13 protein-coding genes, 1 pseudogene and 1 riboswitch are annotated in these 19,601 nt (G+C 32.3%); of the genes and pseudogenes, 4 read left to right on the top strand and 10 right to left on the bottom strand.

Annotated features, from left to right (window positions below):
- Positions 1–145 precede the first annotated feature (145 nt).
- Positions 146–1,249, top strand: a complete 1,104-nt coding sequence (locus tag CLORY_RS16005) for a GerAB/ArcD/ProY family transporter (RefSeq protein WP_079426324.1) — start codon at positions 146–148, stop codon at positions 1,247–1,249.
- Between the two features lie 157 nt (positions 1,250–1,406).
- Here the strand turns inward: CLORY_RS16005 and CLORY_RS16000 are convergent, their stop codons facing one another.
- Both CLORY_RS16000 and CLORY_RS15995 read right to left on the bottom strand, forming a co-directional pair.
- Complete coding sequence (locus tag CLORY_RS16000) at positions 1,407–2,588, bottom strand: Ger(x)C family spore germination protein (RefSeq protein WP_079426322.1); 1,182 nt, start codon at positions 2,586–2,588, stop codon at positions 1,407–1,409.
- Positions 2,585–4,162 carry a spore germination protein gene (locus CLORY_RS15995; protein ID WP_079426320.1) on the bottom strand — a complete coding sequence of 526 codons (1,578 nt, stop codon included), beginning with the start codon at positions 4,160–4,162 and terminating at the stop codon, positions 2,585–2,587. Before CLORY_RS15995 ends, CLORY_RS16000 begins: the two co-directional genes overlap by 4 nt.
- 585 nt (positions 4,163–4,747) lie before the next feature.
- Between CLORY_RS15995 and CLORY_RS15990 the strand changes: the two genes are divergently transcribed.
- The gene (locus CLORY_RS15990; protein ID WP_079426318.1) at positions 4,748–5,425 is read left to right on the top strand and encodes a uracil-DNA glycosylase; all 678 of its coding nucleotides are present in this window, start codon (positions 4,748–4,750) and stop codon (positions 5,423–5,425) included.
- A gap of 789 nt (positions 5,426–6,214) precedes the next feature.
- On the opposite strand, the gene ade is transcribed toward CLORY_RS15990, so the two are convergent.
- Both ade and CLORY_RS15980 read right to left on the bottom strand, forming a co-directional pair.
- Positions 6,215–7,918: an adenine deaminase gene (gene ade, locus CLORY_RS15985; RefSeq protein ID WP_079426316.1), complete on the bottom strand. Its 1,704-nt coding sequence runs from the start codon at positions 7,916–7,918 to the stop codon at positions 6,215–6,217.
- Between the two features lie 65 nt (positions 7,919–7,983).
- A riboswitch (purine riboswitch) is annotated at positions 7,984–8,081 on the bottom strand.
- 73 nt (positions 8,082–8,154) lie between these two features.
- The gene (locus tag CLORY_RS15980) at positions 8,155–10,470 is read right to left on the bottom strand and encodes a putative bifunctional diguanylate cyclase/phosphodiesterase (RefSeq protein ID WP_242954437.1); all 2,316 of its coding nucleotides are present in this window, start codon (positions 10,468–10,470) and stop codon (positions 8,155–8,157) included.
- Positions 10,471–10,794: 324 nt separating this feature from the next.
- Here CLORY_RS15980 and CLORY_RS15975 point away from each other — a divergent pair, with 324 nt between their 5' ends.
- Positions 10,795–12,027 (top strand): MFS transporter, encoded by a 1,233-nt coding sequence (locus CLORY_RS15975; RefSeq protein ID WP_079426311.1) that lies wholly within the window; start codon positions 10,795–10,797, stop codon positions 12,025–12,027.
- A 427-nt stretch (positions 12,028–12,454) separates the two neighbouring features.
- Here the strand turns inward: CLORY_RS15975 and CLORY_RS15970 are convergent, their stop codons facing one another.
- Both CLORY_RS15970 and CLORY_RS15965 read right to left on the bottom strand, forming a co-directional pair.
- On the bottom strand, positions 12,455–12,817 hold the full coding sequence (locus CLORY_RS15970; RefSeq protein ID WP_079426309.1) for a hypothetical protein: 363 nt from the start codon (positions 12,815–12,817) through the stop codon (positions 12,455–12,457).
- Positions 12,818–13,366: 549 nt separating this feature from the next.
- Positions 13,367–13,798: a hypothetical protein gene (locus CLORY_RS15965; protein WP_139376066.1), complete on the bottom strand. Its 432-nt coding sequence runs from the start codon at positions 13,796–13,798 to the stop codon at positions 13,367–13,369.
- Positions 13,799–14,102: 304 nt separating this feature from the next.
- On the opposite strand from CLORY_RS15965, the gene CLORY_RS15960 reads away from it, so the two are divergent.
- Positions 14,103–14,450 carry a NifB/NifX family molybdenum-iron cluster-binding protein gene (locus tag CLORY_RS15960; RefSeq protein WP_079426304.1) on the top strand — a complete coding sequence of 116 codons (348 nt, stop codon included), beginning with the start codon at positions 14,103–14,105 and terminating at the stop codon, positions 14,448–14,450.
- Positions 14,451–14,474: 24 nt separating this feature from the next.
- Here the strand turns inward: CLORY_RS15960 and CLORY_RS15955 are convergent, their stop codons facing one another.
- The 4 genes and pseudogenes from CLORY_RS15955 to CLORY_RS15940 form a co-directional block, all read right to left on the bottom strand.
- Positions 14,475–15,605 (bottom strand): zinc-dependent alcohol dehydrogenase, encoded by a 1,131-nt coding sequence (locus CLORY_RS15955; protein ID WP_079426301.1) that lies wholly within the window; start codon positions 15,603–15,605, stop codon positions 14,475–14,477.
- Positions 15,606–16,151: 546 nt separating this feature from the next.
- Positions 16,152–16,751, bottom strand: a pseudogene (locus CLORY_RS15950) (restriction endonuclease subunit S); the annotation flags it as partial.
- Positions 16,752–16,810: 59 nt separating this feature from the next.
- Positions 16,811–18,271, bottom strand: a complete 1,461-nt coding sequence (locus tag CLORY_RS15945; protein WP_079426296.1) for a type I restriction-modification system subunit M — start codon at positions 18,269–18,271, stop codon at positions 16,811–16,813.
- Between the two features lie 56 nt (positions 18,272–18,327).
- A complete protein-coding gene (locus CLORY_RS15940; RefSeq protein ID WP_079426293.1) occupies positions 18,328–19,539 on the bottom strand; it encodes a restriction endonuclease subunit S in 1,212 nt (403 codons plus the stop codon).
- Between the last annotated feature and the right edge of the window lie 62 nt (positions 19,540–19,601).

The following is a 19,601-nucleotide window of genomic DNA, read 5'->3' as shown; positions in this document are numbered from 1 at the left end:
GTATTTATATAGAAAAAAATTTATTCGTTAATACTGCAAGTACATAATAATACGCTGTTTTTTTATTCATTTTAATTAAAAAAATATCCTAAGAAAAAAATGGAGATACTAACTTTATAAACCTTAGAATAAAAGGAGATTCAAAATGTTTATTACTAAATATCAGCTGTTTTGTCTTATTATGCTCTTTGAAATAGGCAGTTCTACTCTGTTTGCCTTAGGAATCAGCGCTAAACAGGATGCATGGATAGCAATAATATTAGCTCTGCTTATTGCATATGTTTTATTAGCCATATATATAAAACTTCAAAATAAATTTCCTAAGAAAAACTTTATTGAAATATTGATTTTAGTTTTAGGCAGTCCTATAGGAATTGCACTTTCGATATTATATGGTGCTTTCTTTATTTATTGTTCGTCAAGAAACATGCACGATTTTGGACTTTTGATGCAAATGACTTTTTTAAATAAAACTCCTGTAATCGTGATACACGGCATATTGATGGTAACATCCTTGTATATTATTTTTCTAGGCTTAAAAGTTTTAGCACGAACTAGTGAAATTATGTTCCCAACAGTTATTTTTTTTATAACCTTATCATTTATACTGGTTCTTGCATCAGCCAAAGTGGATTTTAAGGAATTGAGTCCTATACTTAGTAATGGAATAAAACCTATACTAAATACAGTATTTCCTGATTTAGTCAATTTTCCTTTTGGTGAAGTTTTTGTGTTCTCTATGTATTGGTGCTATATGAACAAAGATATTAACAAATATAAAATATCAGCAATAGCTCTAACATTTGCCGGTATGCTTATCATGCTATCCACAATAATTACAATATCTGCACTGGGTGTCGGCTACACTTCCATCGCCACTATCCCACTGCTAGATATGATAAAAATGATAAATATAGGAAACTTTCTTACTAATTTAGATGCGTTAGGAGTTACAATCATATTTATCGGCGGCTTTTACAAGATGCTTATATTTTTCTATGGAGCAGTACTATCTTTTAGTACTATTTTTAAAATGAAAAATATTAAAACAATAACTATCATATGCGGAGCTTTTGTAGTGTTATACTCTTCTAAATTCGAACCAAGTTACGCTTACCATATATGGTTAGGGCACAAAATTTCTTTACCCTATTTGTTCAATACTTACCAAGTGATTCTTCCTCCTCTTATATTAATCATATATTATCTAAAGAACAAAGCTGGTAAAATTAGTCAATCAGATGTCTGAAGGGAGCTAATATGAATTACATAGATGGCTTTAGAGATATTTTTAAATCTATCGGATTATTTCCAAGCATCTTAATAATAGGAGGCTATGCCTTCTGTTTAGTTCTTATGTTATTAATTTTATATTATATTTTTTATAATATAATAAAATAATGTCCCTACTCTTTAATTTCGTACGGTTTATAAATTAAACCTGATTTATTTATTCTAGCTTTTACATTTACAGAGCACATAACATCAGGGAATATTTTTTCCCAATCACGCTCATATTTTTTCCAAAACTCAGGATATTTTTTACTCAGTATTCCTCCAAATCCAACAACATCTGAACGAAGAACCTTCTGTAGCTTTACCAAAGCACCATTAATTTCCTTTTCAATCCTCTTCTGCTGCATTTTTTCCAATTCAGCTATTACTTTCGTATCAGAAATATCAATATTGTCAGAGATGCTGGTAATATCTGATGTCGCATTAACAAAAATATCAAAGACTACTACGCCATTTTTTATATTAGGTTTAATTTTAGTTTTTAATTTCCTTAGAATAAAGTTTACAACCTTTTTAGATTTATCTATTGAAGAATTTTTAAAGAACCCTGTTCCTTTATTCCCTAATAACCAATTAAGTCCCCTAGTTTCAGATTTATTTAAATACCCAGCTAATTTATCTTTCTTAAAAACTGCGGTTCCTGATAATTCTAAAACTAAATTATCATTTTCATAATCATCAACTCCGCTAACCTCTGACTGTCTTATAACCTCAATAGCACCAGTTATCGGATTAATTCCAGCAGACAGCAACTTCCTGTAGTATTCCATCAGATTAACACTTGTACCATTAAGATCGTTTTCATTTAGTTCTAGCATCGTATCTATATAGACACCTTGAATACTAGATAAACCGCTTGAGATTTCAATAGTTTCTTCAGTATTATGATTTTTAGCTATTAAAATCCATGTTGTATTTCTTGCCTTGTAGTTTCTCTTGAAAAAATCTAATAATCTCCATAGTCCTTCTTTTGCTATTTGTTCGTCAATAACAATAACTTTACTTTGTGAAAAAATAATTTTTCTATCAAGGTTGATTTCAATATTTCTGATTGCTTCTTCTATAGTTTCCCCCTGAGCTGAAAAATACTGAACTGGTAATTTAGTAGACTTCTTTTTCAAAACATCTGGTTTTACAATTTGAACAGTGCAGCTTATTTTATTCTTTTTCCCACGATTCACAGCTACGGCGTATGCTATACCAATGTTATTAAGTTCTATTCTATCCCAACACCCAGTACAAAAAATGCAGCATAATACTACAGATAGTGTTAAACTTAACATCCTTTTCATTTTGTTCTCCCTTCCTTCTCAGCCTTGTAGCTGCTATCTTTTATTGACCTAGGTAAAAATCTCTGAAACCATAGCGGCATTCTTATAAACGAATCCTTCATTTCACTTAAATTTATAGGTACTAATGGAATTAGATATGGAGTTCCGTATACATCTAATGAGCATAGATGAGCTGCTATAATAAAAATAGCAATAATTAGCCCGAACATTCCAAACATTCCACTCCATATTAAGAAAAAAAATCTAAGCAATAAAACAACATCTAAAAGCGGATTAACAATAAAACCCGATATTCCTGTAAGAGAAATAATTATTATCATTGGAGGGCCAATAATTCCTGCATCCACAGCAGCTTCACCTAGTACTAATGTTCCGACTATCGTAACTGTTTGTCCTATAGGACGCGGCATCCTTACTCCTGACTCTTTCATAAGTTCAAATACAATTAACATGCCTGCACACTCAATAGCAGCAGGAAAAGGTACACCTTCTCTAGCTGCGGCAAATGAAATTAAAAGCATTGATGGTATCATTTCATGGTGAAATGTAGTTAAGGCAACATACAAGGCTGGGGTTACAGTGGTTACCATAAATGCTAAAATTCTTAACATTCTAGTTACTGAAGCTATGTAAGGTCTGGAGTAATAATCCTCAGTAACTTGAAACGCTTCAGCAAATACGTAAGGAATAGTTAATACAAACGGACTTCCGTCACATATTATTGCTACTCTACCTTCTAATATTTTTGCAGCCACTTTATCAGGTTTTTCACTATTTCCTATGGTAGTAAAAATAGAGGAAGGGTTATCATCAAGATATTGTTCAATATATCCCGATTCTAATATGTAATCTATATCAATGTTATTCAATCTTTTTTTTACTTCGCTTAAAACATCCTTGTTAACAATATCATCTATATATACTAAACATATTTTAGTATGAGTTTTTTGACCAACACTATTTAGCTCAAACATTAACTTTGAATTTTTAATAATTTTTCTAATAAGTGACATATTTACTACGATGTTTTCTACAAAACCTTCTCTTGACCCTCTGATAGTCGTCTCGGTCAACGGCTCTTGAACGTTTCTTTGATTAAATGAATGCGTGCCCATTACAAAAGCGGAAGTGTATCCATCAATAAACAGAGCACTATTGCCAGATAATACATATCCTACTATATCATTAATTGACTCAACTTCTTTTGTTTCAACAGGAAATAATAAATTTTCTTTAATGATTTTAATTACATCCCTTTGTTCCATTCCTCCCTCTGACATATAGCCATCAAATGCAGCAACTTTACTTATAAATTCCTCAACCCTGTTTTTATCAGTCAGTCCACTTATCATACATACAAATGCTTTTATGTTATAATTAATTCCAACTTTAAACTCCTTAAAGATCACATCGCTGCTTTTCCCAATCAGCTCTTTCATTTGCAGAAGATTATTCTCTATGCTAGTGTTTACAATAATATCGCTATCTATATAATTGTTCTTATTATATTCATAAATTTTTCTTTTTTTCATTTCATTTGTATATTGTAGGTACTGTCTTATCTTTTTAAACATAGGATTACTTCCTTCACTAGCAGCGTTTTGATTGCAATAATTTCTATCATACACTTGTATAAAAATATTATGTGGACTTATAATATTTTTATACAATAAATACTATTTATGAAAAATAGCTGTTTCATTTTGTACGCTTATTAGACTATTTTTTTACATAAACTTGATATAGTGATATTATTAAGTAAATACTATAAATATAAGACGAACCAAGAAAGTGAATTAAAAGAAGATAATATTAAGTAGTTAGTGTATGCTTTAAATAGATAAGAGATAAGAGAAAAGAGTAAAGAGTAGAGAGAAAAGTGAAGGAAGAAATTCTGCTGTGCAGAATTTCCGAGAATTTAAATGTGATTATCCGCAACAACTTTTTAAAAACTAAGACTATACCTAGTATTACAAAAGGATTATCAAAATAATTAGGATTATCTATACAATCAAAATTCAGCATAGCTGAATTTTAACCTTCACTTTTCTCTTTACTCTTAACTCTCATACCTATTTAATGCACTTTCTCTTAAATATTCCGTCTAGAGCATTTAGTTCGTCTTATATTTATTTTTAGAATCATAGGAGTGATAATATATGACTGTTAATATAAAAAATGATTGGCTTGAATTATTAGAAGATCAATTTGAAATGGACTATTATAAAGATTTGAGGCATTTTTTGATTAGTGAATATAAAACAAGAACAATATATCCAGACATGTATGACATCTTTAATGCATTGAATTACACTGCTTATAAGGATGTAAAGGTAGTAATTTTAGGTCAGGATCCTTATCATGGTCCAAACCAAGCTCATGGTTTAAGCTTTTCCGTAAAGCCTGGAGTTCCTGCTCCACCTTCGCTAATCAACATATATAAAGAACTAAAAGATGATCTTGGCTGCTACATTCCAAACAATGGCTATTTAAAAAAATGGACTGATGAAGGAGTCCTACTGCTTAATACAGCCCTTACCGTAAGAGCTGGAGAAGCAAATTCTCATAGAAACAAAGGATGGGAAATCTTTACTGATGCAATAATTTCTTTGCTAAATAAAAGAGAGAAGTCAATAGTTTTTATTCTTTGGGGAAGCAATGCAATTTCTAAAGAAAAACTTATCACTAACAAGGCTCATTACATAATAAAATCACCTCATCCAAGCCCATTATCTGCTCATAGAGGTTTCTTTGGAAGCAAACCATTTTCAAAAGCTAATAACTTTTTAAAGTCCATTGGAGAAAAACCGATTGACTGGCAAATCGAGAATATATAAAAAATGGCTACACCCTATGTCGGCTAGTTCCGCTCATTAAGCAATTACACCGCATCTTTTAGGCAAATTTCCTAATGACTCATAACTCGGCTACGCCTCAAACAATTCGCCATCTTAACGGAAATTTGCCTAAAAGACACGGATAATTGCTAAACTCGCTCTAAATGCCTCCGTCGGATGTAACCATTTTTAATGCCCTAACTCTTAATTTTTACATAATACTTTTATTTTATTAATTCTATTCCCTTTTTATCTTAATTCACTAACTTCAAAATATATTACTATTTCTCTTTAATTTCTTCGCAAACATGCTGTAACGTTTTTTTATTTAATTCCCACCTTTCTTACTCTTTGGGGATATAACCCGATTTTAATGAAGAGTTATCTGCAATTGGCAAAAATCATAAATTCCTAGAGACTAAAAAGGGTAGAAAGTGATTTACGTCGGTTGGAAAATGCCTTCTATGGCCACTCACCCTTTTAAGCAACTCTAAAAGCATTTAGCGATAATAAATACATAAGCTCCATTAACATAAAATTCAACTATGTGATAATAACATACGCTACATCTATCTATATAAGTTGCAATAAAGTTCTTACATTATGGCTTCTAAAATATCACTGCTGAATCGGTTCGACCCTAAGATTTTTTAGAAGTCAGAATGTATTAGAACTTTCTCAACTTATATAAATCAAAAGTTCTCTCTCACAATATTAATTACAGATACTGCCGCACTTTCTGTATAATTTAATTCCCTGTTTTCATGTCCCATAAAATCGCTGTACCTATTACCTACTCACAAACTCAAACTTTTCCACATCAAATATTCCTTTTTCAGTCAGCCTTATTTCAGGAATTACCGGCAAAGCCATGAAAGATAGTGTAATAAATGGATCTATCTCTGGATTAACGCCTAATTTTCTAGCTATTACAAGCATTTCTTTCATTATATTCTTAACTTCATTGCAGGATAGATTGCTCATTAATCCCCCTATTGGCAGCGGAAGACTGGCTACTATCTTTCCTTCTGATGATATAGCATAGCCGCCCTGCAAATGCTTTATATGATTTACTGCATTTATTATATCCTCATCGTTATCACCAGCTACTATTATATTATGTGAATCATGGGATACACTAGTTGCAATAGCTCCATTTTCTATTCCAAATCCCTTAATTGGTGCTATTCCAATTAAATTATTTTTACCATGTCTTTCCACAACACATAGTTTACTATATACTTTATTTGGTATGAACTCGCCATCTCTTCCAGGTATAGTCTCATAGAGGTGTTTTGTAGTAATTTGATGAGCTATCATTCCAATAACATGATTTTTATCTTTTCTGTTAAATTTTAATTTAGATTCTGATATATTTTGAATTTTTACAGTATGAAGCAGCTCAGAATCTTTCAACTCATATTTAAATGAAGAAATAAAATTAGCATCGACAAACTTCCCGTTTTTAATAACATATTTAGGTTCTACTTTTTCAAGATTATCCATTATTATTATATCCGCTATATATCCCGCTCCAATAGCCCCATACTGCTTTAAGCCATATACTTTAGCGGTGTTATAGCTTGCCATCTTATATGCTTTAGCTATCGGAACACCTAATTCTATAGCTTTTCTGATGCAATAGTTTATATGGCCTTCTGTTTCTATATCCTCTAAATGTTTATCATCTGTACAAAACATACATTGGTCAAAAGGTACTCCAGCCTTTAAGAATCCGCTTACTATGGCTTGAAGATTTCTTGCCCCACTACCTTCTCGTATGAAAATGTGCATTCCAGCTCTTAGTTTATCTAAAGCTTCCTCAAAGGAATAACATTCATGGTCATTGTCCACACCTGCCAGACGATATGCCTGCACTGCATAGCCGTTTATCCCAGGTGCATGGCCATCTACTATTTTATCGTGGAATAATTGAATCTTATCCAATGCCTTCTGCTGCCCATTAATAACATCGCGAAAACACATCATTTCACCAAGGCCAAGCACTCTACGATTATTTACATACTTGCTCATATGCTCCGCTAAAAATTCGCCGGCTCCATTAGTATCAAACTCGGTAGCTGGAACAGAAGAAGGAACCATTATATATGCCGATATAGGTATGTCTTCCGTAGCACTAATTATAAAATCCAATCCTTCAATGCCTTTCACATTAACAATCTCATGGGGGTCTGCAATAATTGTTGTTGTACCCTTTACTACTAACATTTTTGAAAGTTCCAGCGGTGTCACCATAGTACTTTCAATATGCATATGCGCATCAATAAATCCCGGGACAATATATTTGCCTGTACAGTCAAGCTCTTTTATACCACTATATTTACCAACCCCAACAATTTTGGTACCTACAATAGCAACATCAGCAATCACAATTTCCTCTGTAAATACATTTAAAATATTACCGTTCTTTAAAACCAAATCCGCCTTTTCAAATCCATTTGCTACCAGCAATTTTTCTTTTATTGTCTTCATCGCCCTCACCCTTTCTATATTTATTGATAAAAAAACAACTACCTAATCTTTTGATTATAAGCGCACCACTAGCATGGTTCACTTATAATCAACTATTTACGGTAGTTGGTAGAAACGCTTATCCTTATCATAAGCTTATATAAGTTTTATATTATAATGAACATTATCATAAATATTAACACTTGTCAATATTTTCAAAAATTTTCCTCAGCCTGCGAATTTTTAATATATAGCTATTATAAATTCGGCTCACAGCATTCACTAAGTTCTTCATAAATAGCTTCGGGCGGCATCGGTTTTCCAATAAAGTATCCTTGTACTTCATTGCAATTTAATTTATCTAAGCAGTTCCACTGTTCTTCTAATTCTACACCTTCTGCAATAACTCTAATACCTCTTACCTTTGCTATTGAAATAACGGACTTTACTATCTCATAATCAAATTCATTTTCGCACACATAATCAATCAGCTGTTTTGCAATCTTAATACGATCGATAGGCAAATTCTTTAAATAATATAAAGAGGAGTATCCTGTACCAAAATCGTCAATAGATATAGATATTCCCATATTTCTAAATTCCTGCAGCATATCCTTAATTTCAAGGTTTTGTTCTAATTCAATACTTTCAGTAATTTCAATATCTACGCACTCCGGTTGAATCGCTAATCTTTTCATCTCTTCCCTTAAATTATTTATAAATCGCGTTCCGTTAAGCTGCTTAACCGAAACATTAATACTCATCTTAATTTCCATATCACTTCTACTATTCCAATATGCTAGCTGCGATAATGCCTTTCTCATAACCCAATCTCCAATAGGAATGATAAGCCCTGTTTGCTCTGCGATGGGTATAAATTCAGCTGGTGAAATAAATCCCTCCTTAGCCGTTTTCCAGCGAATAAGTGCCTCAAAACCGACAAGTTTTTTATCTTCAATATTTACCTGCGGCTGATAAAACAGCATAAATTCATCATTATAATTTGCTTTTTTAAGCATTATTTCAATTCTATTTTTTCTATAGATTAGTTCTCCTAGTTTCTCATCATAGGACATAGCTTTATTAAATCCATGCATGCTTGACTGCAGCATGGCTACATCTGCATGCTTAATTAAATCCTCTTGTTTCTTAGCATCAAAAGGATATATTGAGATTCCTATATTAACTGTAACGCGTATCTCATAATCCTGAATTTTATATATATCACTAATCAGATTAATTATCTCTTCAGCAATCCTATGCCCTTCCTCATATCCAAAAGAATCCTTCTTAGAGATAATAAATGAATCTTCCCCGTAGTAAACTAAAATGGTATTATCAAAACTATCACTGTATTTTTTCAGCCGATCACTCATTTCCCTTAGTGCTTCGTCCCCAATATAATTTCCAAACATAGTCTTTATCATCTTATATTTATTAAGCTCTATATACAAGAGCAGTACCGTTTCATGTTGTCCTAGTTGTGGCAGCTCCTTTTTTAACCATGATAAAAAATACCTTCTATTATAAAGACCTGTAATAACATCTCTATTTAATAGATATTTAAGTTCCTTATTCTTTTGCGTAAGCCTATTTGTTCTGTCCGCAACTGTTTGCTCTAATTTTTCATTTAGTTCCTTTTCCTTTAAAATCAATTCATCTTTATATATGTTATTCTGTATATACGTAGAAAATATGTAATAAACAATTATTATGAAGGAGGTGATAAATAAATCATGTACCTGAATGCCTTTAGATACTATTATTAATATAGGAGCACATATTAGCACAATTCCTTTCCTATTCCTGCCATTACTGCTTATGCCTGCAATATTTCTGCTCCGATTTGCTCTCATCTTCAAAATAGCGCCTATAGCAATAAGTACAAAAGCTGTAACGTAGACTCCATCAGTTAGTGAATTAGGATTATACTTGTTATAAAACTCCTGATAATAACAAAATATATCTATACCAGCAAAAGATGCTTGTCCTAATAGTGTGAACGCAATTGATAAATGCATTTCAGTCTTTCTATTAGATAAAAACACTATAAATGTCCAAATTAGGATTAAAATATCACACGAAATGGATAAAGATGAGTTTAAATTATTATTCAGCATTACAATATTATTTATGTTTCCATTAAAGAGCATCTCCCAAATCAGTAACATAATACAAACAGATATAGTAACCGTATCTAGAAAAAATTGAATAACATTCCATTTCTTTATTTGTTGAAATCCAGATATGAACAATGAACCTGAAATTAAAAGATTAGTTAAAGAGTATCCATACGAAATTATAAGACTTTTTTCAGGATTAACTTTTAAAATAAGATCATCTATACCCCATACTATGTCACAAACAGCCCAGCTAAAAATGCTAGAAGCAAGAAGTAATCCCGATACCTTTAAATATTTTCTTTTTTCGTTAAGGCAGAAACCTTGAAAAACATAGGCTGCTGCAATCAGTGTCACAATTGGTGATAACATATTACCCCAAAGATTTGATTGGAAACTAATTGATATAAAATAAAATATGTACAGCAATATAAAAATAATCCTTGTAAACATTTTCACTATATCTGACACCACCTCGGCCGTAATTAACTTTTGTAGATTAATAATAAAATAATGTATCTTTATGCTTATCATAAATTAAAATCGCATTTTGATTATATCATAAATATTTATACATTTAGTAGGTCATATTATTCCAATTAAACATTTTTTTTAAATATTTCTATATTGTCGACAAATTCACATTTTTTAAGCTGCGTATTCTATTGCCTATATGCCATATACAGGTATATACTAATAATAATATGAAAAGTATGTTGATATATGGTAATTATATATACTTTTATCTCCAGCTAAATATAGAAAGGTTTAATAATAATGGTTTCATTTAAAGACTCTAGTTTACTGCAAAATAAATCCTTGAGGTTATTAATGGTATCTCGAGTATCTACTAACTTTGCCTATCAGATGATTACGGTTGCTATAGGCTGGCAGATGTATGCTCTCACCCATTCAGCCTTCTACTTAGGTTTAGTAGGCTTAGTTCAATTTTTACCGATGCTGTTTCTATCGCTTTTTGTTGGGCATATTTCAGATAGGTATGACCGTAAAAGAATAATTACGATAAGTCAAATAGTTCAGAGTATATTTATAGCTGTTCTAGCGTTGGGAAGTCTCAATGGATGGATTACTAAAGAAAGCTTCTTAGCAATCATTTTCTTTATAGCCGTAGCGCATTCATTTGAAGGACCTCCGATGCAGTCTTTGCTGCCTAACATAGTAACTCAGGACGTTTTCCCCAGGGCCTCTGCCTTTATGTCTTCTGTTTCTGAATTTGCAGTTATTATCGGGCCGGCTGTAGGGGGTATTCTCTATTCGTTTGGAGCAACTTTTGTCTACGCATTAACAGCAGTTTTATTGATAATTTCTGGTACACTCATTTCCCAAATAGTAATAAAGGCTCAGGAAAATGCAAAATCTGAACCAATGAGCATAAAGTCATTATTTGCAGGTATATCTTTTATCAAAAGCAGACCTATTGTGCTTGGCGCAATATCTCTAGATTTATTTGCAGTACTTTTTGGTGGTGCAACAGCTTTGCTTCCAATCTACGCCAGCAAAATTCTTATGATAGGCTCCTTTGGTCTTGGTATACTTAGATCCGCTCCTGCATTAGGTGCTTTACTAATGTCTGCATATCTTGCCAAAAAGCCATTAAAACATAAAGTAGGCAGAATCATGTTTACAGCAGTAATATTCTTTGGTATATCTACAATGGTTTTCGCAGTATCAAAATCTGTTGTAGTATCGTTTCTTGCACTTTTTGTGCTAGGTGCTTCAGATGTAATAAGTGTTGTAATCAGATCCACTCTTGTACAGCTTCAGACTCCTGATTACATGAGAGGACGGGTAAGTTCTGTGAATCTGATATTTATCGGTACTTCTAATCAGCTCGGTGAATTTGAATCAGGCGTAACTGCCTCGCTGTTTGGTACTGTTCCAGCAGCACTTTTGGGCGGTCTCGGAACAATAATCGTCGTACTGCTCTGGATGAAGCTGTTTCCATCAATTTTACATGTAGATAGATTTGAAGCTAGTAAAGGTTACTAAAAAATGGTAGGAAGTGATTTCCGCCGGCTGGAAAATGCCTCCTCCAACCACTTCCTACCCTATGCCGACTCTATGCATTTACAAAGTATTATTTTCTATATTACTTCTCCCAAATTATTTTTCTTGTTTGTTTATTTATTAGTATTTTCTTAAGAGCTATCTTCATATTACTTCGTATATTATATAGTTACATTCTTTTAACGACATATACAGTTTATTCATACACAGTTAAAAGCCATCCATAATTGGCAAAAATCATAAATTCCTACAGAGTAAAAAATGAAATGTTGTGGCACTACGGAGATTGATCCGTAATGCCACAACAACATTTCCTATGCCCTAACTCTTAATATTCACAAAATACTTTTGTTATATTGCTTTTGTTGCCTCTTACCTTAACGTAATAACTTCAAAATATTTTACTGCTTTACTTGTCTAAAAATTCTCTTAATATTTCTCTATATAAATTTTGCATTCCAATAAATTTACCTCCTGTAAAAAAGCCATCATCGTATAGGTTTGAATGTGTAACTTCAATAATGGCAGGTATTGTAATACTCTCATAATAAAACAGCATCTCTAAGATATCATCCTTTTCAAAATTACTATCTGATATAAATCCAATACCATAAATAGAAATATCTACTCCTGTTACTTCAATATCTACTTTATCAATATTTCTTGATACAATTTTAATTTGTTCATCATACTTTCTTCTTCTTCTAATTCTTCGTTCTTTGGGGAACATACTGTCCCTATTCGATAAATTACTGTAATCACTTTTCTTCATTTGCTTCAACCTCCCCATTCAAAAATTTATCATTTGTTTTACTTGCAATTTATTAACAGTTTAAAAAGCAATTTATTTACTACTTTTATCGTACTGTACGCGTATAACTTTGGTAAAAAAATATAATTTCTCATGGACTAAACTGCTCTATGTGCACTTCCTTGAGAGTAAAAATAAGTTCATGAAACATCTCACCTGCTTCATGAACTAAAATGCTTTTAATCTCTATTTTTTAATGCATCCGCCATGCTTATTTTATTTACTCTTAGCATATGCAGATAGTTTATAACTAAATAAGATATAATTTCCACTACAACAACAAAAGCATAATGGTCAGTCATTGGCTTCATACATAAGCCAAACAGTAATATTACACTTCCCAAGAAAATCCCAATTTGGTTGTCAATAACCACACTTTTTTATGCCCTATCTCTTAATCTTTATATAATACTTTTATTTTATTAATTCTATTACCTTTCTCTCTTAACTCATTAACTTTAAAATATACTAATGTAGAATAGATATTGCCATTATAGTACCAAGTACCTTTTACAATTTAATATACGTCTTGGTTATATAATTATATTGCTTTTTACGTTTGCAGATTTTGCTCTCATCGAACAATCCATCCATATTATGTTGAGCTGTAAAACTGTCCATAAATTTATTAAATATTAATATTATTCTAATTTTTTGCTTTATTGTATTATATTTATATTTTTTTATTTCATTCAGAAAGATCTCATATCTATACATTTCATTCTTATTTACTTTCGTTAGGTATTTGTAATTCTTTTCTGTATAGGCCCACCTCATATATTGTTTCATATTTTTTACACACAATTCTATTACTTGCTTGGTTTTCAATTGTTTCTTTAAATAACGTGAAAACTCTTTCATAACTAAATTGAATTCTAACTCTACATCTTCTAAAATCAATTTACTGCTTAGCCCCATCTTGAACCCACCGCCGTTTCTCATAACTTTTATCTGTTGTATTGAATACTTTAACTAATATGTATCTGCGTTTGTTCCTTAAGCGTAAAATATATAAATAAATTCTTAATATATATATCGTACAAATAATAAATTTCAAAATAGCTTTTCATGCTCAAATTAATATTTTTTAATATATTTTTGCTTAAAATTGAAGTTTTTTTCGAACATATCAAGTTTAAGCATCGAAATATGAATTAGAAAATCGAACGTTACGTAATTGGCATTTGACAATAACGATTTACATTGCTATACTTTTATTAGTTTATAAATTAAGGAGGAATTTTTAATGAAGATAGCATTACCTAACGTAGGAAACATGATTAATCCTCATTTTGGAACAAGTAAAAGCTTTGTAATAGTATCGGTGGACAATGGAAAAATTAATAATGCTGAAGAAATTTCAACAGCTGCTTTAGCGCATCAACATGAAGGTTTGGCAGACTTGCTTGTTAAAAATGGTGTATCTGTAGTAATAGCAGGCGGAATAGGCGGCGGAGCGATAGCTGGCTTAGAAAACTGTAACTTAAAAGTAATAAAAGGTGCCGCTGGTGAATATAAGATGGTCATAGAAGAGTATCTGAAAGGAAATTTAAAAGATAAAAATGTTGTTTGCAATCATCATTGTGAACATTAAAAAGGTACCATACAGGTACCTTTTTTAAGGCTTTAATACTACTTTGATACAATTATCTTCTTTTTTATCAAATATTTCATAAGCATGTTCACCTTGATCCAATGATAAGCGATGCGTAATAATATCCGTAGCATCAAATTTACCCCCTTCGATTAAATTTAATATCCTGTTTACATATTTATGTGCAGGACATTGACCCATTTTTAGCGTAATATTTCTTGAAAAAAAATCACCTAACGGAAAAAGATTATATTTAGAACCGTAAACACCTACCAGCGATACAGTCCCTCCTTTTCTAACTGCCTGAGTTGCTATCTCAATAGCAGATTTTGAACCCCCTTGAAGCTTTAATGCTGTTTCAATCTTTTCAAATGCAGACATTTTTCCATCAAGTCCAACACAATCAATTACCACATCTGCTCCACCGTGAGTAATCTCTTTAATATATTCACCTGTATTGTCGTGATCTTTTAGATTAATAACTTCTACACCGCTATAGCCTCTAGCATGCTCCAATCTATAATCTACGCAGTCCACTGCTATAATCCTTCTCGCATCTTGGAAAGCAGCCCATTTAATTGTTAATAATCCAACAGGACCACAACCTAAGACTACAACCGTGTCATCTTTTTTTACTCCGCCGTTTTCAACTCCCCAATAAGACGTAGGCAAAATATCTGTTAAAAAAAGTACCTGCTCATCAGTCAGTTCATCTGGAACCACCATAGGTCCTACATTAGCATAAGGTACTCTGATATATTCTGCTTGACCTCCGTCATAGCCGCCATAGGTTTCACTATATCCAAATATTGCTCCGACTTCACCATGTGGATTTGAATTGTCACACTGACTCCATAACTCATGTTCGCAATACCAACAATGACCGCACGCTATCGGAAATGGTACTATTACTCTATCTCCTTTTTTTACCTTTTGAACATCTTTGCCTGTCTCTTCAACTATGCCCATAGTCTCATGTCCTAAAATAAATCCATGAGGCATATTGGGGACCATTCCATGAATGAGGTGTAAATCTGATCCGCATATTGCTGTAGAAGTTATTTTAACAATAATGTCATCATCTTTCTTTATCTCAGGATCTGCTACATTTTTTACTTTTACATCATTTATCCCACCATACACAACCGCTTTCATTATATTACTCCTCTCTATAGCTGATAAAATTAGTCTGTACAAGTCAAAAATTAATATACTATTTCCTTCAAAAATAAAAAAAACATTACATCCTACGTAGGCTAATTCCGTTCATTAAGTAATTACACCACATCTTTGAGGCAAATTTCCTAATGGCTCATAACTCGGCTGCGCCTCAAACAATTCGCCATCTTAACGGAAATTCCCCTCAAAGACATGGGTAATTACTAAACTCACTCCAAATGCCTACTTCTGATGTAATCTTTTTTATGCCCTAGCTCTTAGTATTCACAAAATGCTTTTATTATATTACTTATGTTGACTTGCTCTCTTAATTCACTAATTTAAAATATATTACTGTTTCTTTCTAATTACTTTGTAAACATATGTACTGTTTTTTTATTTAGTGCTAATCTTTTACTTCTTTATATGCAAAAATCTACACTTTCCTATACTAGAATAAAGAAACAATGCTGCCTACGCTTATGAAAGGCTCCTGCATTAATACAGCATTTCTATCTACTCCAACTGATATATTTTTGTTCTCTAACCTGCGTCTGGAAATAATTCGCCTTTAAAAGCTTTCTGCATCAGACTTTCGAAGTTTTGCTGAAATTCTGACAAGCTCTGCTGTAATAAAAATTTTTGCTGTTCTATCTGCTGAACGTAAGTATTAAACCGATTTTGAAGTTCGATGGGCGGTACAATTATCTCATATTCTTCTATTTGTTGTTTAGTAATAGCTTCTCTCGTAGCTCCACCGCTTGTGGCAACATTCCTCATTAGTCTTTGATAACTATCATTAGTAAACTGATAACTTAGAAATATAGGTAGAATATATTCCTTATTTACCCTCACAATTGAAACATGCTGATTAACTCTAGCTGGTAAAACTCTGTTATGAACTATGCAGCATCTAGCTACAGATGCACCAGTTATGTTTAATAATACATCTTCAGGTTCTACAATTACATTGTTCAATTTTTTAGCCTGTTCATCATCAATAAATGCTAAATCCTTATATATGAATTCATTATTATGAACATTCATACTCCTAATCAATGAAATACCTGTTGTCTTGTAATTAGAATTTCCACCTTTCGGAGTTGATCCAGAGCCTATTTTTGTAGTTACACTTTTACAACTGCTTTTCTTCCATCAGTTATTATTGAACACAAAGCCTCCAGCTTCACATACTTCATGTTCTACCCCTCCAACATCTTCCCCAGCTCAATTAATCCTCGTTGGATTTCATCTTCCAGTTTATTAATTCTCTTAAGTATCACTGTCGGAGCATCGTACTGCACTTCTTCATATTCAATCTCTTTATATTTGTTAATAGACAAATCATAAGCATTGTTTTTAATTTCTTCCACTGGTACGAAAAACGACTGCTCAGTACGCTTTCTGTCAATTTCCTTTTCCAGATTACTAAAACGTTGTACAATATCAGGGATGTCATTATCATTTACTGGCTGCCTTTTATCATCCAAGCTGAAGCCATCAGACTTCATATCATAAAACCATACGTTATCAGTTCCGCCTGCTCCAGTCTTTGTAAATATTAATATTGCTGTAGACACTCCTGCATATGGTTTGAATACCCCACTTGGCATCGAAATCACGGCATCCAGTTTATTGTTGTCTACGATTTCTTTTCTAATTTGTTTATGAGCATTACTGCTTCCAAAAAGAACACCATCTGGGACAATAACTGCAGCTTTACCTCCATTTTTCAATATCCTAAGGAATAGAGCAAGGAATAACAGTTCTGTCTTTTTGGTTTTAGTCACCTTTAACAAATCAACGGAAACTGCCTCGTAATCCAGCGAACCTTTAAATGGTGGATTTGCTAACACAAGTGTATAATTTTCATTATCTGTATTCATTTCAGACAAACTATCTCTATATTCAATCTTAGGGTTGTCTACTCCATGCAGCAGCATATTCATCGCACCGATCCTTAACATTGTCGTATCTATATCAAAGCCGTGAAACATATCATTATTAAAATGCTCCCTCAGCCCCGCATTTAGAAACAAATCTGCTTCGTGCACTCTTAAATAGTTCTGTGCTTCCACTAGGAAACCTGCCGAACCCATAGCTGGATCGATTATAACATCTGAAGGCGTAGGCTTAACTAAGTCTACCATCATTTTGATGATATGCCTTGGAGTTCTAAACTGTCCATTAGTACCTGCTGTTGCAACCTTTGAAAGTAAATATTCATATAGATCACCTTTTGTATCCGCATCACCTAAATTTAACGAATCAATACCATCAATAAGCTTTGTTAGCATAGCAGGTGTAGGTACTTTAAATATGGCATCCCCCATGTACTTTGCATATGCAGAGTCACCATCTTGATGTAAATTCTTAATGAATGGAAATACACCGTTAAGCACAACATTATAAATTTCTTCTGCTGAGCCTAAATTTTTAAACTTGCTCCACCTGCATTGCTGAAATTCTGCAGGAAACATTCCTTCATACTCTAATCCTAAGAAGCTTGCTTCTGTTTCTTTTATAGTTTCTACATCATCTAATTGTTTAATAAATAATAAATAAGTAAACTGCTCTATAACTTCTAACGGATTGGTTATTCCACCAGTCCAGAAAACTTCCCATATCTTATCAATTTTGCTCTTTAGTTCTCCTGTTATCATTAAGTCACTTCCCTTTCTATAATCACATTTATATCCTCAAACAAGTAAAGTTAAAATTAATATAATTCACCTTTAAAAGCTCTCTGCATCAAACTATTAAAGTTCTGTTTTAGTTCCGAAAGACTATGCTTTATAGTAGCTTTCTGATTTTCTACCTGCTTGACTATATCAGCAAATTCTCTTTGAAGCTCCATTGGTGGAATAATCAAAGGATAGGTTGTTATATCCTTTGTTGAAATGTGAGGAACTGTTGTCTCAGTTACGTTACAATGCAAATTGAACGATCTATCCTGTAAATGTTGGTACAAAAAACATTGATCGATATCAATTGAGCGTAAGCAGGCTGTTCTTTGAATCAACAGAGCTGGTAGATCCTCTTTTTTTATTACGGCAATTTTCAAGCCATCAGATATCCACGGACGATCTAAGGCAAGTACAATATCGTTTTCCTTAAGAAAATACTTTTCTAGATTATCTACATTATTCCTGTTCCATCTAATAGCTTTACTCCAATCGATATAATCATTATAAATTATTAGTCCGCCACAAATTTTAATATCGTCTTCATTATCAGAATATTGTTCACTTTTAAAAGCATACCCAGAAATTATGTCTATATGTTTTTCTGCATTCTCCTTTTTCCAACCCTTAGTGTTACTTATGGGATCACCAAACATCTGATAGAATATGCTTTTAATAAGTTTATCTAAATCTTCTAGCTGCTGATTGCGCTTATCTATAAGTGATTGAGTCTTATCAAGAACATTTACAATTTTTTTCTGAATTTCAATTTCTGTAACAGTCACCTTTATCTTTTTCAAATGAGAAGGTCCAAAGTTCAGCTGTGCGGAGCCGGTTATAAGCTTTGCAATTTGTTTTTTAAAAAGTATAGACTTTAGAAAGTACATAAAAAATCGTATATCTAATTTCTTGTCATCTAATGTTTTAAATCTTATCGTACTCGTATTCATGCATAAAGGCAAATGTTCCTTATTAGCAAAGCCCATTTTATCCTCGAAATATTCAACTTTTATTCCAGAACTTCCTATTATCAAATCCCCTTCATCCACAAGAAAATGTTTATATCTTCCATATGCTTCTTCCTTAGATATATATCTGCCCGTATTATCCAGCACAAGCTTACCCTCTTGCAGATTAGCAACATTCAATAATTTCACACCAATATCAGTGTATTGAGTATTCCTTATTCCAGGACCCTCCTGAAAAAAAACCAAATCGGGCAAATCCTTATTTATCCATTTGCTCATGCTCTACTCTCCCAACTTTTCTCTTTTTCGTATTATTCATTCCATATAAAAGTGTATTTATT

Source organism: Clostridium oryzae (genome assembly GCF_002029235.1).
Classification (GTDB): Bacteria; Bacillota; Clostridia; order Clostridiales; family Clostridiaceae; genus Clostridium_AE; species Clostridium_AE oryzae.
This window is presented reverse-complemented; position numbering and strand designations above follow the sequence as displayed.